This is a genomic window from Kitasatospora sp. NBC_01300, assembly GCF_041435235.1.
Lineage (GTDB): Bacteria > Actinomycetota > Actinomycetes > Streptomycetales > Streptomycetaceae > Kitasatospora.
On record NZ_CP108408.1, the window covers coordinates 4,765,042 to 4,780,054 of the forward strand.

Consider the following 15,013-nt stretch of genomic DNA (forward strand, 5'->3'; position numbering starts at 1 on the left):
GGTCTCCCCGAGACCGTCACCATCGGCGTGTCCGTGAGCGTTCCGGATCCGTACGGTGCGCAGATCCAGGACGCCCGGGCCGGGCACGGCGATCCGCTGGCCCGGTCGATACCGACGCACGTCACCCTGCTGCCGCCGACCGAGGTGCCGGCCGAGGCGCTGCCGAAGATCGAGGAGCACCTGGCGGCGGTGGCGGCCGCGCACCGGCCGTTCCGGATGCTGCTGAGCGGCGCCGGCACCTTCCGCCCGGTCTCCCCGGTGGTGTTCGTCCGGGTCGAGGAGGGCGCGCAGGAGTGCCGGCTGCTGGAGGCGGACGTCCGCTCCGGCCCGCTGGCCCGCGAGCTGGCGTTCCCGTACCACCCGCACGTGACGGTCGCGCACGGCCTGCCGGACGACGCGCTGGACCAGGCGTACGCGCAGGCGCGCGGCTTCCGGGCGGCGTTCATGGTGCCGGGCTTCGGCCTCTCCCGCTTCGACGCGGACGAGGTCTGGCGGCCCTGGCGGAGCTACCTCTTCTCCTGAACCACCGGGCTGACCTTCAACTACCTTGCTGACCTTCCGAGTTCGAGCATCCGGTCGACCACCCGGCGGGACGCGCCGCCGTCTTCCAGGACGCAGTGCTCGGCCCGGAAGCGCCGGTGGCGCTCCGCGTACCCGGGCGGCAGGTCCGCGCCGGAGTCGGCGAGTTCGCGCAGCGCGCCGAGCAGTCCGGCCGAGGTGGGGACGAGCGGGCCGGGGGCCTGCGGCTCGAAGTCGAAGTAGAAGCCGCGCAGGGTGTCGCGGTAGTGCTCCAGGTCGTAGGTGAAGAAGAGCACCGGGCGGCCGGTGACGGCGAAGTCGAACATGATCGACGAGTAGTCGGTCACCAGGACGTCCGCGACCAGCAGCAGTTCCTGCGGGTCGGGGTAGTCCCCGCAGTCGTACAGGAAGCCGTCCCCGGCGCCCGGCAGCGGCTCGCGGACGTGCGCGTGCGGGCGGATCAGCAGCACGTGGTCCCGGCCGAGCAGGCGCCGGGCGTGGTCGAGGTCCAGCCGCAGGCCGAGCCGGAAGCCGTCGCCGTCACCGCGCTGCTGGTCCTCGCGCCAGGTCGGCGCGTACAGCACGATCCGCTTGCCGTCCGGGATGCCGAGCCGGCGGCGGACGGCCGCGGCGGCGGCCTCGTCGGGGCGGGCGAGCACGTCGTTGCGCGGGTAGCCGGCCTCCAGGATCTCGCCGTCGTAGCGGAACGCGCGGCGCAGGATCGGGGTGGCGAACGGGCTGGGGGAGAGCAGCAGGCTCCACTGCGGGGTCTCCCGGTCGAGCGCCTCCAGGTAGCCGTGGTCGGCCAGCCAGGGGTTGTCGACGTCGTGGGCGATCCGCTTCAGCAGCGAGCCGTGCCAGGTCTGGAGCACCACCTGGCCGGGGCGGCGCTCCAGGAAGTCCGGGAAGTGCGTGTTGCCGACCAGGTACCGGCAGGTGGCCAGCGCGCGGTACCACTCCGGGCTCCAGATCCGGACGGCCCGGACTCCGGGCGGCAGTTCGGCCTGGGCGTCGTCGACCACCCAGAGGTGCTCCAACGGCGCGCCGCGGCGGGCCAGTTCGGCGTGCACCGCGCGCGGGGAGTCGGCGTAGCCGCGGCCGCCGAACACGTCGTAGAGCACGGCCTCGCGCAGCGGTTCGCGGCGGGCGGCGGGGTAGTGGACGGCGCGCTGGCGGCTCTGCGTCCAGGCGCTGCGCTCGGTGGGGGTGAGCACCGGGGTGGAGTCCACCAGCAGGGTGTCGTGCCAGCGGCGCTGGAGCAGGATCCGCTTGCCGCCGGCCGTGGTGGCGGCGGGCAGCGCGGGCAGGGCGGCGGGTGCGGCGAGCAGCGGGCGGCTCGGGCCGGGCCGCCCGGCGGGCGCCAGCGCGGCCTCCCAGATGCCCTTGCGCAGGGGCAGCGCGGTGCCGTCGGCGCCGGTGCGGGTGGCGGGCAGCAGGACCTTGAAGCGGCCGTCCCGGTCGGCCTCGACGGGGGAGCGGACCTCGCTCGCGGTGCCGGTGTGCCGCAGGACGAGTTCCAGCCGGTCCGCGGCGCGGTCCGGGCAGCGGCCGGTGAGCTCGAAGCCGCCGGCCCGGACGGCGATCCGCTCGACCAGGCCGGCCGCGGGCTGGACGCACACCTGGAGCCGGCCGTCGGCGAGGTGCTTGAGGTAGAGGGCGCGGTCCGGGGCGTCGGGCAGTCGGTGCTGGCCGGCCACCGGGCCGCCGCGCTCGTCCAGGCAGAGCTGTTCGGTGCTGCCGTCGGGGTGCAGGAACTCGGTGTCCCAGTGCTCCAGTTCGCCGCTGCCGCGACCGTCGGCGGTGAACGGCCGGTACGGCAGGTGGACGGCGAAGGTGTTGCCGGTGCGGGCGACCGGCCGTTCGATCACGGCGTCGCTCTGCCGGTGGCGCAGCCGCAGCACGGTGCCGGACGGGCAGGCGTCCGCGCTGCCGCGCAGGTCGAGGCCGTCGGCGGTGGGGGTGGCGTGGGTGAGCCGGATGCCGGGGCGTTCGAGCAGCAGCCGCAGCCGCCCGTCGGCGAAGTGCGGCTGGAGACGGACGTCGTGGTCCACCCAGTGGGCCGGCGGGTACTCGCCGGAGCCGCACCAGTGCGGGGCGAGGGCGCCGTACCGGCGGCGCAGCCGGGTGGGGCGCGGGCGGGTGAACAGGGTGGTCTCGATCTGCCAGTCGCCGAGCAGCCAGTCGGTGCCGTGGCGCAGCCGGCCGGGCTCGATCAGGGCGGTGAAGCCGGACCAGTCGTGGTTGAACTCGGGCTGGGCGCTGTCGTCGGTGACCTCGGGCAGCCGGCGGGGCCGGGAGCGCAGGTGGACGGGCGGCCGGGCCCCGTCGGCGTGGCGCAGGGTCAGCCAGGTCCAGGCGGAGCCGGGGCGGCCGGTGTCGAGGTCGTCCGGGCGGGCGAAACCGGTGAGCTCCAGGCCGCGGCCGGTCCAGCGGGCGCGCAGCAGGCCGAAGGTGACGTCCTCGTCGGCGGCGGGCTGGTCGGTGCTCACGCGGGGGTCGGCGTGCGGAAGGACGAACCGTGTGAGCGCAGGCATGGCAGGGGTCCTTCGGGACGGGGGCCGGGCCATGGGCGGTGGACCGGGGCCGCCGGACCGATGCCGAGAGGAAACCGGGGCCGCATTCATATCCCATACCGGAACGCCGTCCGGGGTCAACAGTATGGACCAGAGAATTTCCCGTGAAATTCACCGGCGAAACACTAGTTCGAGTGCAATGCGCAGGCAAAGACTGGGGATATTGTCAGGGAATTCCCAGGAAAGCACGGAGGCGCCCGACGCGGTTCGCGTCGGGCGCCTCTGCGGGGCTCTCGGGGGTGCTCCGGGCGCCCCGTGCTGCTCGGTACTGCTCGGTGCTACTGCGCGCGGAGCATCGCGTCGACCACCCGGGCGGAGGCCTTGCCGTCGTCCAGGTCGCAGTACGCCGTGCGGAACGCGGCGGCCTTGTCGGCGTACTCGGCAGCGACCTCGCCGACCCGGCCGAGCGCGTCGACCAGCTCCTCGGAGGTGGCCAGCAGCGGGCCGGGCGCCTCCGCCTCGAAGTTCAGGCTGAAGCCGCGCAGGTTGTCGCGGTAGTGCTCCAGGTCGTAGGTGAAGAACAGGATCGGCTTGCCGGTCGCGGCGAAGTCGAACACGCTGGCGGAGTAGTCGGTGATCAGCACGTCGGCGATCAGCAGCAGCTCCGCCATGTCGGGGTAGCTGCCGACGTCCCAGATGTAGCCGTTGCCGGCGCCCGGGATCTGACCGCACATCATGCTGTGCCGGCGCACCAGCAGCACCTGGTCGTCGCCGAGCGCGGCCTTGGCCGCCGCCAGGTCGAGCCGCAGGTCCAGCTGGTACCCGCCGTTCGGCCGGCGCCGGTCCTCGCGCCAGGTCGGTGCGTAGAGCACGACCTTCTTGCCCTCGGGCAGGCCGAGCCTTTCGCGCACCTGTTCGGCGGTCTTCTCCCGGTCGGCCGCGAAGAGCAGGTCATTCTTGGGCGAACCGCTTTCGAGGATCTCGCCCTTGTAGTCGAACGCGCGTCGCAGGATCGGGGCCGACCAGCTGTTGCCGGCCGCCAGCAGGCTCCAGCTCGGCACCTCCCGGGCGAGGCCCTTCAGGTAGTTCGCATCCGTGAACCAGACCTTCTCGAAATCGAGGCCGATCTGCTTCAGCGGGCTGCCGTGCCAGGTCTGCAGGACCACCTGTCCGGGGCGGCGGACGAAGAAGTCGGGCAGGTGGGTGCTGGTGACGATGTACTTGGCGGTCGCCAGCGCCTCGAACCACTCCGGGCTCCACAGCCGGATCGCGCTCGCCGACTGCGGCAGGTCGGCCTGGAGGTCGTCACTGCCCCACAGGTGCTCCAGCGGCAGGCCGCGGCGGACCAGCTCCTCGTGGACCGCCCGCGGCGAGTCGGCGTACAGGCCGCCGAGGCCGACGTTGTACAGCACGGTGTCGCGCACCGGGTGCCGGCGGGCGTTCGGGTAGTCGACGTACCGCAGCTGGCGCAGCCGGTAGCCGCTGCGCTCCTCCGGCAGCAGCGCCGAGTGCGACTCCAGGGAGAGGCCGTCGTGGTGGCGGCGCTCCAGCACGATGCGCTTGCCCCGGGACTCCACCTCCAGCGGCATCGCGCCGAAGCAGTCCGGCGAGATCAGCGCGTACGAGCTCGGAAGCTCCTCGGCCGCGACGCCGACCGGGCGGAAGAAGACGTTCCAGGTGCCCTGGGCGAGCGGCACCCGGCCGGCGAAGGAGGCCGTCGGCACGGCGGGCAGCGCGGTCCGGAACCGTCCGTCCGCGATCTCCACCGGGTAGACGTGCTCCTCCTCGCGCCAGTCGTGGCGGACCACCAGCTCCCAGCGGTGCGCGCCGGACAGCGGGAACGAACCGCTGAGCAGGAAGCCGTCCGCGCCGCGGGAGGAGACCTCGTCCACCACCGGCTGGAGCAGCTGGTCGGAGAACTGCAGGTACCCGCTGGGGGAGGGCTTGGAGTAGAGCGCCCGGCGCTGGTCGACCGGGGCGTCCGGGTTGAGCGGCAGGTGCAGCTGCGCCGGGGCGTTGCGGTCGTCCCAGGTCACCGGGACGGTGCTGCCGTCGGCCAGCAGCAGCGCGGTGTCCCAGCGGTCACGGCCGCGCTCGGCGGCCACCGGGTCCAGCTCGGCCCAGGCCTCGCGGACGGCGGTCAGCTCGGCCACCGGGAAGGACACGCTGAACGGCTGCAGGCTGCCGACCGGCGCGCCCAGCTCCAGCGGGAAGGCCAGCTCGCGGTCGGACTCGACGTGGGTGAGCCGCAGCCGCGCCCCGGCGAAGCTGGAGCCGGAGCGGGCCGCGCCCGACACCTCGACCCGGCCGCCGTGCGAAGCCAGGCCGGTCACCCGGGCCTTGACCGTCTCCACCCGCAGGTAGACGGAGCCGTCCCGGACCCACGGCACGATCCGCACGTCCGGCTCGACCCAGTGCGCCGGGATGTACTGCGCGGTGTCGCTCCAGCCGGCCCAGACCCGGCCCTTGTAGACGCCGCCCTTGCCCGCGCCGGCCACCAGGACGCGCCAGTTGCCGTCCTTCCACTGGCCGCGGTGCTTGAGCTTCTTCGGGTCGATGCCGACGGTGAAGCCGGCCCAGTCGCAGCTGTACAGGTCGTGGTGGCAGCTGGCGGTGGCCTCGGGGCTGTACTGGGTCTTCATCGGCACCGCGATCACCCGGCGGCCCTTGGCCTCGCGCAGCACCAGGGTGCGGACCATGTCGTGCTTGCCGGCCGCGCCCATCTGCTCCGGGTACGCGTGCCCGGTCAGCTGCAGCCGCCCGCCGACCCAGGCCGTCTCGTACAGCCGGCTGCGCATGACCAGCGAGTTGTCCAGCTTGAGCACGCCGGACGGCACGCTCTTGCGCCCGCCGCGCAGGAACGGGTAGTCGGCGTACGGGCGCAGCAGACCGCGGGCCTGGACACCGCCGTTGCTCTCGCCCTCGTACTTGATCTGCTCGACGAACTCGTCGATCCGGCCCTGGAGGGTCAGGTGGTACTTGAGCCGCAGCGGCGCCCGCAGCTTGCGGACCTGCTCGGGACCGATCGCCCGCAGCAGCCGGCTGACGTTCTTGATGTAGGCGTCCCGGTACTCCTTGTCGCCGTCCACGACGGACCAGAAGAACATCGGGATCTCCTCGACGAGGGTGTTCTCGTCGTAGGAGCGCAGGTACTCGGCGAAGCGCGGGTCGGTCTGCTTGCGCAGCCAGCCGCGGACCAGCTCGACCGAGGTGACGCGGTCGATCAGGCCCTTGGGGTTGGTGCGCATCTGGGTGATCGACATCTCGCCGACCTCCCGCTCGCGCCAGTGGTAGATCGGCTCGCAGAGCACGTCCACGCTCTTGGCGAGGTAGTGGTGCGGCACGCTGACCGGCGCGTCCTCGTACAGGATGCCCTCGGGGTAGAGGATGCCGGCCGCGTCGAAGAAGGAGCGGCGGTACACCTTGTTCCACGCGGTGCGGTCGGTGACCAGCGCCGGGATCTCGGTGATGTGCGTCTTGAGCTTGGTCTCCCTGAACGGCTTCGAGTGTCCGCCGGACTGGTAGTAGCCCACCGCGCGGAACCGCAGCACGTTGCCGGTGGCGAAGTCCGAGCCGGTCTCGTCCAGGGTGTTGATCATCAACTCGTACGCGCTCGGCGGCATCGAGTCGTCACTGTCGACGAAGCACAGGAACTCGGCGTCCGGGTCGATGTGCCGGATGCCGGTGTTGCGGGCCGCGCCGAGGCCCTTGTTCACCTGGCGGACCAGCCGGAACCGCGAGTCCTTGGCCGCGTACGCCTCGGCGAGGGCCGCGCTGTCGTCCTTCGAACCGTCGTCGACCATGACGCACTCGAAGTCCGTGAAGGTCTGGGCGGCGATCGAGTCGAGGCATTCGACCAGGTAACGCTCGACGTTGTAGATCGGAACGACGATGGAGAGGCGGGGAGCCATCGGCTACGCAGGCCTTTCTCGGGAAGGAGCGTGGCAGCCCGGTGAGGGCCTGACCGCACTTTGGATCGGTGCGTACGTGCGCACCGATCCTACCTCCGGGCCATGGGGCCCTTCGGGGCCACTACGCTGGGCCCGTGCCCCGCTTCAGCGTGATCGTTCCCGTGTACCAGGTCGAGGACTACCTCGTCGAGTGCCTCGACTCGGTGCTCGGCCAGGGCGGCCCCGACCTCGAACTGATCGCGGTGGACGACCGCTCCCCGGACGGCTGCGGTCGGATGCTCGACGAGGCCGCCGCCGCCGACCCGCGGATCCGGGTGCTGCACCTGCCCGAGAACGTCGGCCTCGGCCGGGCCCGCAACGCCGGCCTGGAGGTCGCCACCGGGGAGTACGTGGTCTTCCTCGACAGCGACGACACGCTCACCCCCCAGCTGCTCAAGAGCGTCGACGACCGGCTCGCCGCCACCGGCGACCCGGACGTCCTGGTCTACGACTACGCCCGCACCTACGCCGACGGCCGGACCACCCGGGCCGCCTCCGCCCACGTGTTCGGCGCCGCCTCCCCGGACGTCTTCGACCTCGCCGCCCGCCCCGACCTGCTCGACCTGCTCCAGGTGGTCTGGAACAAGGCCTACCGCCGCGACTTCGTCACCGCCCAGCAGCTGGTCTTCCCGGCCGGCTACTACGAGGACACCCCCTGGACGTACCCGGCGCTGCTCGCCGCGGCCCGGATCACCCTGCTCGACGAGGTCGGCGTGCACTACCGCCAGCGCCAGGAGGGCGGCAACATCCTGGCCACCGCCAGCCGCAAGCACTTCGACGTCTTCGCCCAGTACGACCTGGTCTTCGCCTTCCTGGACCGCCGTCCCGACCTCGACCACTGGCGCCCGGTCGTCTACGGCCGGATGCTGCACCACCTCAACACCGTCGTCTCCAAGCCCGGCCGGATCCCGCCCGGCGACCGCCGCGAGTACTTCCGCCGCGCCGCCGCCCACTGCGCCCGGCTCCGGCCGGCCGGCTACCGCCCGCCGCCCGGCGTGGACGGCGTGCGCACCGAACTGCTAAGCCACGGCCGCTACGGCGCCTACCAGGCCGTCCGCGCCCTCGCCCGGGCCCGCCGGCTGGTGAAACGCTAGAATCTGCGCCGAGCCTGACGGCCATTCGGAGGACGGGCCGGTATAACCGGTCGGGTGGACTTCCTGACCCGCCTCCCGGTCATCGGCCCGCTCGTCACGTGGGTGCTGCGCAGCCGCCCGTACCGGGTGTACGAGCACTTCTCCGCGGCCCGGGGCAACCGGCTGGCCGGTGCGGTCACCTTCTTCGGCTTCCTCGCCCTGTTCCCGCTGCTCACGGTGGGCCTGGCGATCGCCGTCTCGACGCTCAGCGGCAGCCAGGTCGCGGACCTGCAGAAGCACATCTCCGACCAGCTGCCGGGCATCTCGGAGGCGCTCAACCTGCCCTCCCTGGTGGCCAACGCGGGCGCCGTCGGACTGGTCAGCGGGGCGCTGCTGCTGGTCTCCGGCCTCGGCTGGGTGGACACCATGCGCACCTCGATCCGGGACGTCTGGCAGCTGCCCGACGATGACACCAACGTGGTGCTGCGCAAGGGCTGGGACTGCGCGGTGCTGGCCGGCCTCGGTGTGGTGTCGCTGATCTCGGTGGGCGCCTCCACCGCCGGGACGACGCTGGCCGGGCGGATCGCCGACTGGACCGGGCTGCGCAGCGGCTACCTGCTGACCGGGGTCGGCGTGCTCATCGCCATAGCGTGCGACACGCTGCTCTTCGCCTACCTGCTGGCGCCGTTCCCCGGGATCGGCGGCCAGCGCCGGCGCGACGTGCTGCAGGGCGCGCTGATCGGCGCGGTCGGCTTCGAGCTGCTGAAGGTCCTGCTCGCCTCCTACCTCGGCTCCGTCGCCGGGAAGAGCCTGTACGGGGCCTTCGGCGTGCCGGTGGCGCTGCTGCTGTGGATCAACTTCGTCTCCCGGCTGCTGATGTACTGCGTGGCCTGGACGGCGATGGCCGATCCGGTGGCCGCCCGGGAGCGCACCCGGGAGCACGCCCGGGCGCTGCTGGCGGCGGCCGACGAGGCGGCGGCCGCGGACACGGCGGCGGCCCGGCCCCAGGAGAAACCCTGAGGCCGGGCCGTCAGGCCGTCCGTCGGCCCGGCCGTCACCAGCCGGAGGGCCCGCGGCGGCCGCGCCGCAGGACCAGCACCCCGTAGCCGGCCGCGGCCGTCACCAGCACGACGGCCAGCCAGCCGCCGAGGCCGAGCCCGTCGTCCTCGGCGGCCGCCGGGGCGGCGGTGGGGGCGGTGCCGGGCCGGGTGGCGGGGGTGGAGTGCGGCGGGGGCGCGCCGGCGGTGCCGCCGGCCTGGCCGGAGGGCTCGCCGTCCGGCGGGAGCTCGTCGACCAGCTTGCCGACCGGCTGCACCTTGCCGGCCGCCGCGAAGCCCCAGTCCAGCAGGGCCGCGGTCTCGTCGTAGACCTTCTGGTAGCCGTCCGGGTGCATCACGGTCACCAGCAGGGTGCGGCCGTTGCGTTCGGCGGCGCCGACGAAGGTCGAGCCGGCGTTGGTGGTGTAACCGTTCTTCACGCCGATCAGGCCGGGGTACTTGCCCAGCAGGCGGTCCGTGTTGGCGATCCCGAAACTGCCGCGCTGGCCGGTGTTCTTGTCCACCGCGCCCGGGAACATCGCCTGCCGGGTGGCGCAGTACATCCGGAAGTCGGGGTTGCGCAGGCCGGCCCGGGCGAACAGCGACAGGTCGTAGGCCGAGGAGAGCTGCCCGTCCATGTCGTAGCCGTCCGGGGAGATCACCCGGGTGTCCCGGGCCTGGAGGGCGTCGGCGCGGGACTGCATCTCGACGACGGTCTGCTCGACGCCGCCGTTCATGTGCGCCAGGACGTGCACGGCGTCGTTGCCCGAGCTCAGGAACACCCCGCGCCACAGGTCCTCGACCCGGTATTCCAGGTTCTCCTTGATGCCGACCAGGCTGCTGCCCTCACCGAGCCCGAGGATCTCCTCGTCGGCGACCTTGTGCACCGTGCTGCGGTCGAACTTGGGCAGCACGGTGTCGGCGAAGAGGATCTTCAGGGTGCTGGCCGGGGCGAGCCGCAGATGCGGGTTGCTGGCCGCCAGCACGTCGCCCGACGTGGCGTCGGAGACTATCCAGGACTCGCCGGTGAGGTCCCTCGGCAGGGCCGGGGCTCCGGCCAACGGCGAGACCTGGACGCCGGAGCGCCCGAGCCGCTCGCCGCCGACCACGGAAGCGGCCGGGGGCGGCTCCTGCGGGGCGGCGACCGCCCCCGGGGCGGCTAACAGGGCCGGGAGGACCGCGGCGGTCGTGACGAACAGATGCGCGAATTTCTGACGACGTGTGGACACGCGCAGACCGTACCCACTCCGGGGCATCCGCTGTGCGCCACACCGAGCCGGTCCTCCGTATGAGGGGCCCGCCCTACGCCGATCGGCGGTCCGCGCATACTGGGGGACGCACCCCGCCTCCACACCCCCGACGAGGACCCCCATGAAGCTCAGCCGCCGCACCTCCTGGTTCCTGACCGCCTTCGGCGTCTGGTCGATCATCATCTGGACCACCTTCGTCAAGAACCTCTGGAAGGACTCCGGCGGCCAGGCCTTCACCAACGGCGACCACTCCCAGCCCACCGCCTTCTTCTGGATCCACCTCCTCCTCGCCGTCACCTCCTTCCTCCTCGGCATCGCCGTCGGCGCCATCGGCCTGCGCGGCCTCCGCGCCACCCGCCGCACCCCGGCCACCGACTGAATCTCCGTTGCCGCTGTCGGTCCCCACTGGAAAGATCCTCACCGCTCGTACACGTGACGAGATCTCTCGATCAAAGGGGTGGGGTACTTCCATGACACTTCGACATGCCCGCAGACTCGGCGGCGTGACGGCGGCCGCGATCGCGGCCGGCCTGCTCACCGCGCCCGGCGCCTTCGCCGCCGACACCGCGCCGGCCGTCCTCGGCACCAGCCAGGGCAGCGAGTACCGCACCGACGCCTGCGACTCGACCACCGCCCCGAGCTGGGTCGGACGGACCATGAACGGCCCGACGCTCAACGCCAAGGTCACCGGCACCGGCGCCCGGTTCGGCGTCTGGGACGAGACCACGGGCGCCCAGGACCCGGTCTTCACCGGAACGGCCCAGGCGTACGGCCTGCAGGCCAAGGTCGCCGTCCCCGGCCTGGTGGACGGGCACGGCTACGCGTGGCACGCCTGGGCCGTGCAGGACCAGCAGACCTCCGCCCCGTCGGCGGACTGCCACTTCCGGGTGGACACCACGAGCCCGACCGCCACGGTCTCCTCGCCCGACTTCCCGGCGGGCGGCACCGCCACCAAGTACGCGGGCCAGAGGGGGACCTTCGTCCTCACGACCGCCGACCCGGCCCCGGCCGGCGGGCAGGCCTCCGGTGTCGACTGCGTCCGGTACGGCTTCAGCAACCTCGGTGTCGGCGGCTGCGACTCGTCCGATGCCGTCAAGCCGGGTGCCGACGGCACGGTGACGGTCGACCTCAAGGTCCGGGACTGGGGGACCAACATCCTCAACGTCCAGGTGACGGACAAGGCGGGCAACGTCGGCGGGGCGTCCTACACCTTCTACGCCCCGTCGAACCCGAACCCGCCGAAGACCCTCGGCGACGTCGACGGGGACGGCACCGCGGACATCCTGCTGCCCGACGCGCAGGGCAACCTGCAGTACCTCAGCGTGAACGCGTCCGGCACGACGCCGAATACGGTGATCAAGGGCGCCCGCGCGCCGTACGACGGCAACTGGGCGCCGTTCCAGGTGGCCCACCTGGGCTGGTCGAACCAGCACGCGCCGTCCTCGGACGACCTCTTCGTCCACAAGCCGGGCGACGGCTACCTCTACCAGTACCGGAACTTCGACTACGGCTCCTTCGGCCAGAGCTGGACGGGTGCCGAGCGTTCGACCCGCTGCGTGGACGCCACCGGGGCGGCCGCGGCGTGCCCCGCCGACTACGCCTCCGACTGGTCGAAGGCGGACCAGCTCGTCGCGTTCGGTCCGGCGGCCGGCGGCTTCGCCCCGTCGCTGGTGACCCTTGAGGGAGGCGACCTCTGGCTGCACGCCGGTGGCAACTTCAGCTTCGGCACCCAGAAGGTGCGCAAGCTCACCACCACCGGCGACTGGGCCGGCTACGACCTGATCGCCCCCGGCCCGGACGCCGCCGGCAACCTCGCCCTGTGGGCGCGCGACCGGGCCACCGGTGACCTGCACGCCTACCCGGTCCCGAAGAAGGCCGACGGCACCTTCGACTTCTCCGCGCTCGCGGACCCGAAGGCGAACGTGGTCGCCACCGGCTTCACCACCGCCGCCTACCCGACCCTCGGCAGCTCGGGCGACGGTGACGGGGACGGCGCGCCGGACCTGTGGGCCGTGACCGCCGACCGGCACCTGGTGACCTTCAGCGGCTGGTCCGCCCCGAAGGACCTCGGCGCGCTGCGCTGAGCCCACGGCGAAGGCCCCCGTCCGATCGGATGATCGGACGGGGGCCTTCGCCGTGTCAGGCGGAGATCAGAAGCGGCGGGTGACCAGCGCCCGCTTCACTTCCTGGATCGCCTTGGTGACCTCGATGCCACGCGGGCAGGCCTCGGAGCAGTTGAAGGTGGTGCGGCAGCGCCACACGCCCTCACGGTCGTTGAGGATCTCCAGGCGCTGCTCGGCACCCTCGTCGCGCGAGTCGAAGATGAAGCGGTGCGCGTTCACGATCGCGGCCGGGCCGAAGTACTGGCCGTCGTTCCAGAACACCGGGCAGGACGACGTGCACGCGGCGCACAGGATGCACTTGGTGGTGTCGTCGAAGCGCTCGCGGTCCTCGGCGGACTGCAGGCGCTCGCGGGTCGGGTCGTTCCCCTTGGTGATGAGGAACGGCATGACGTCCTTGTACGCCTGGAAGAACGGGTCCATGTCCACGACCAGGTCCTTGAGGACCGTGAGGCCCTTGATGGCCTCGATCGTGATCGGCTTCTCCGGGTTGACGTCCTTGATCAGGGTCTTGCACGCCAGCCGGTTGCGGCCGTTGATCCGCATGGCGTCGGAGCCGCAGATGCCGTGCGCGCAGGAACGGCGGTAGGTGAGGGTGCCGTCCTGCTCCCACTTGATCTTGTTGAGCGCGTCCAGGACGCGCTCCTTCGGGTCCAGCGTCAGCTGGTAGTCGACCCACACCGGGTCCGGGTGCTCCTCCGGGTTGAACCGGCGGATCCGGAAGGTGACGGTGATCAGCTCGACGCCGCCCGCCTCGACCGCGTCCAGAGCGGCCGAGTGCTTCTCCACGGTAGGAGTGCTCATCAGTACTTACGCTCCATCGGCTGGTAGCGGGTCGTGACGACCGGCTTGTAGTCGAGGCGGATGGAGGTGCTGCCGTCGGCGGCGACCTCCTGGTACGCCATGGTGTGCTGCATGAACTTCACGTCGTCACGGGTCGGGAAGTCCTCGCGGTAGTGGCCGCCGCGCGACTCCTCGCGGGCCAGCGCGGAGACGGCCAGCACCTCGGCCAGGTCGAGCAGGTTGCCCAGCTCGACGGCCTCCAGGAGGTCCGTGTTGTACCGGAAGCCCTTGTCCTGGATCGAGACGTTCTTGTAGCGCTCCTTCAGCGCGGCGATGTCCTCGACCGCCTGCTTCAGGGTGGCGCCGGTGCGGTACACCATCGCGTTGGCGTCCATGGTCTCCTGCAGCTCCTTGCGGATCTGCGCCACGGACTCGGTGCCGGCGGCCTCGCGCAGGCCGTCGACCAGGGCCTGGACCTTCTCGGCCGGGTTCTCGGGCAGCTCGACGAACTCGTGCACGTTGGCGTAGTCGGCGGCGGCGATGCCCGCGCGACGGCCGAACACGTTGATGTCCAGCAGCGAGTTGGTGCCCAGGCGGTTGGCGCCGTGCACGGACACGCAGGCGACCTCGCCGGCCGCGTACAGGCCCGGGACGACGTCGGTGTTGTTGCGCAGCACCTCACCCTCGACGTTGGTCGGGATGCCGCCCATGGCGTAGTGCGCGGTGGGCTGGATCGGGATCGGGTCCGTGTAGGGCTCGATGCCGAGGTAGGTGCGGGCGAACTCGGTGATGTCCGGGAGCTTGGCGTCCAGCTGCTCCGGCGGCAGGTGGGTCAGGTCCAGGTAGACGTGGTCGCCGTCCGGACCGCAGCCGCGGCCTTCGCGGATCTCGGTGTAGATCGCGCGGGAGCAGACGTCACGGGACGCGAGGTCCTTCATGACGGGGGCGTAGCGCTCCATGAAGCGCTCGCCGTCCTTGTTGCGCAGGATGCCGCCCTCGCCGCGGGCGCCCTCGGTGAGCAGGATGCCCATCCGCCAGATGCCCGTCGGGTGGAACTGGAAGAACTCCATGTCCTCCAGCGGCAGGCCGCGGCGGTACACCAGGGCCTGGCCGTCACCGGTGAGGGTGTGGGCGTTGGAGGAGACCTTGAAGAACTTGCCGGTGCCGCCGGAGGCGAACACGACGGACTTGGCCTGGAAGACGTGGATCTCGCCGGTGGCCAGCTCGTAGGCGACGACGCCGGCCGTCTTGCCCTCGTTGATCAGCAGGTCGAGGACGTAGAACTCGTTGAAGAACTCGACGCCGTGCTTGACGCAGTTCTGGAACAGCGTCTGGAGGATCATGTGACCGGTGCGGTCGGCCGCGTAGCAGGAGCGGCGGACGGGGGCCTCACCGTGGTTGCGGGAGTGCCCGCCGAAGCGGCGCTGGTCGATGCGGCCCTGCTCGGTGCGGGAGAAGGGCAGGCCCATCTTCTCCAGGTCGAGGACGGCGTCGATGGCCTCCTTGCACATGATCTCGGCGGCGTCCTGGTCGACCAGGTAGTCACCACCCTTGACCGTGTCGAAGGTGTGCCACTCCCAGTTGTCCTCCTCGACGTTGGCGAGGGCGGCGCACATGCCGCCCTGGGCCGCGCCGGTGTGGGACCGGGTGGGGTAGAGCTTGGTCAGGACGGCGGTGCGGGTGCGCTGCGTCGACTCGATGGCCGCGCGCATGCCGGCGCCGCCGGCGCCGACGATGACGGTGTCGTACTGGTGAATCTGCATGGGGG

10 protein-coding genes are annotated in these 15,013 nt (G+C 72.0%); 5 read left to right on the forward strand and 5 right to left on the reverse strand.

Translation table 11 applies throughout. From position 1 onward, the window contains the following. The first annotated feature begins 33 nt into the window (after positions 1-33). A complete protein-coding gene (locus tag OG556_RS21245) occupies positions 34-522 on the forward strand; it encodes a 2'-5' RNA ligase family protein (RefSeq protein WP_371518490.1) in 489 nt (162 codons plus the stop codon). Positions 523-542: 20 nt separating this feature from the next. Here the strand turns inward: OG556_RS21245 and OG556_RS21250 are convergent, their stop codons facing one another. Then, positions 543-3,053: a CDP-glycerol glycerophosphotransferase family protein gene (locus tag OG556_RS21250; protein ID WP_371518491.1), complete on the reverse strand. Its 2,511-nt coding sequence runs from the start codon at positions 3,051-3,053 to the stop codon at positions 543-545. A gap of 317 nt (positions 3,054-3,370) precedes the next feature. Next, the gene (locus OG556_RS21255) at positions 3,371-6,943 is read right to left on the reverse strand and encodes a CDP-glycerol glycerophosphotransferase family protein (protein ID WP_371518492.1); all 3,573 of its coding nucleotides are present in this window, start codon (positions 6,941-6,943) and stop codon (positions 3,371-3,373) included. A gap of 134 nt (positions 6,944-7,077) precedes the next feature. Here OG556_RS21255 and OG556_RS21260 point away from each other — a divergent pair, with 134 nt between their 5' ends. Both OG556_RS21260 and OG556_RS21265 read left to right on the forward strand, forming a co-directional pair. Continuing rightward, a complete protein-coding gene (locus OG556_RS21260) occupies positions 7,078-8,076 on the forward strand; it encodes a glycosyltransferase family 2 protein (protein ID WP_371518493.1) in 999 nt (332 codons plus the stop codon). A gap of 54 nt (positions 8,077-8,130) precedes the next feature. After that, a complete protein-coding gene (locus OG556_RS21265; RefSeq protein WP_371518494.1) occupies positions 8,131-9,075 on the forward strand; it encodes a YihY/virulence factor BrkB family protein in 945 nt (314 codons plus the stop codon). Between the two features lie 34 nt (positions 9,076-9,109). Here the strand turns inward: OG556_RS21265 and OG556_RS21270 are convergent, their stop codons facing one another. Continuing rightward, positions 9,110-10,321 (reverse strand): D-alanyl-D-alanine carboxypeptidase family protein, encoded by a 1,212-nt coding sequence (locus OG556_RS21270; RefSeq protein WP_371518495.1) that lies wholly within the window; start codon positions 10,319-10,321, stop codon positions 9,110-9,112. 142 nt (positions 10,322-10,463) lie between these two features. Between OG556_RS21270 and OG556_RS21275 the strand changes: the two genes are divergently transcribed. Both OG556_RS21275 and OG556_RS21280 read left to right on the forward strand, forming a co-directional pair. Beyond that, complete coding sequence (locus OG556_RS21275) at positions 10,464-10,721, forward strand: SCO4848 family membrane protein (RefSeq protein WP_063349038.1); 258 nt, start codon at positions 10,464-10,466, stop codon at positions 10,719-10,721. A gap of 91 nt (positions 10,722-10,812) precedes the next feature. Continuing rightward, on the forward strand, positions 10,813-12,426 hold the full coding sequence (locus tag OG556_RS21280; protein WP_371518496.1) for a hypothetical protein: 1,614 nt from the start codon (positions 10,813-10,815) through the stop codon (positions 12,424-12,426). Positions 12,427-12,492: 66 nt separating this feature from the next. Here the strand turns inward: OG556_RS21280 and OG556_RS21285 are convergent, their stop codons facing one another. Further along, a complete protein-coding gene (locus OG556_RS21285; protein ID WP_371518497.1) occupies positions 12,493-13,266 on the reverse strand; it encodes a succinate dehydrogenase iron-sulfur subunit in 774 nt (257 codons plus the stop codon). Beyond that, the gene (gene sdhA / locus OG556_RS21290) at positions 13,266-15,008 is read right to left on the reverse strand and encodes a succinate dehydrogenase flavoprotein subunit (RefSeq protein WP_063349041.1); all 1,743 of its coding nucleotides are present in this window, start codon (positions 15,006-15,008) and stop codon (positions 13,266-13,268) included. Before sdhA ends, OG556_RS21285 begins: the two co-directional genes overlap by 1 nt. Between the last annotated feature and the right edge of the window lie 5 nt (positions 15,009-15,013).

Coding starts and splice junctions, on each gene's coding strand:
- OG556_RS21250 (WP_371518491.1), bottom strand. CDS start 3,053: ATGCCTGCGCTCACACGGTTCGTCCTTCCGCACGCCGACCCCCGCGTG.
- OG556_RS21255 (WP_371518492.1), bottom strand. CDS start 6,943: ATGGCTCCCCGCCTCTCCATCGTCGTTCCGATCTACAACGTCGAGCGT.
- OG556_RS21275 (WP_063349038.1), top strand. CDS start 10,464: ATGAAGCTCAGCCGCCGCACCTCCTGGTTCCTGACCGCCTTCGGCGTC.
- OG556_RS21280 (WP_371518496.1), top strand. CDS start 10,813: ATGACACTTCGACATGCCCGCAGACTCGGCGGCGTGACGGCGGCCGCG.
- OG556_RS21285 (WP_371518497.1), bottom strand. CDS start 13,266: ATGAGCACTCCTACCGTGGAGAAGCACTCGGCCGCTCTGGACGCGGTC.
- sdhA (WP_063349041.1), bottom strand. CDS start 15,008: ATGCAGATTCACCAGTACGACACCGTCATCGTCGGCGCCGGCGGCGCC.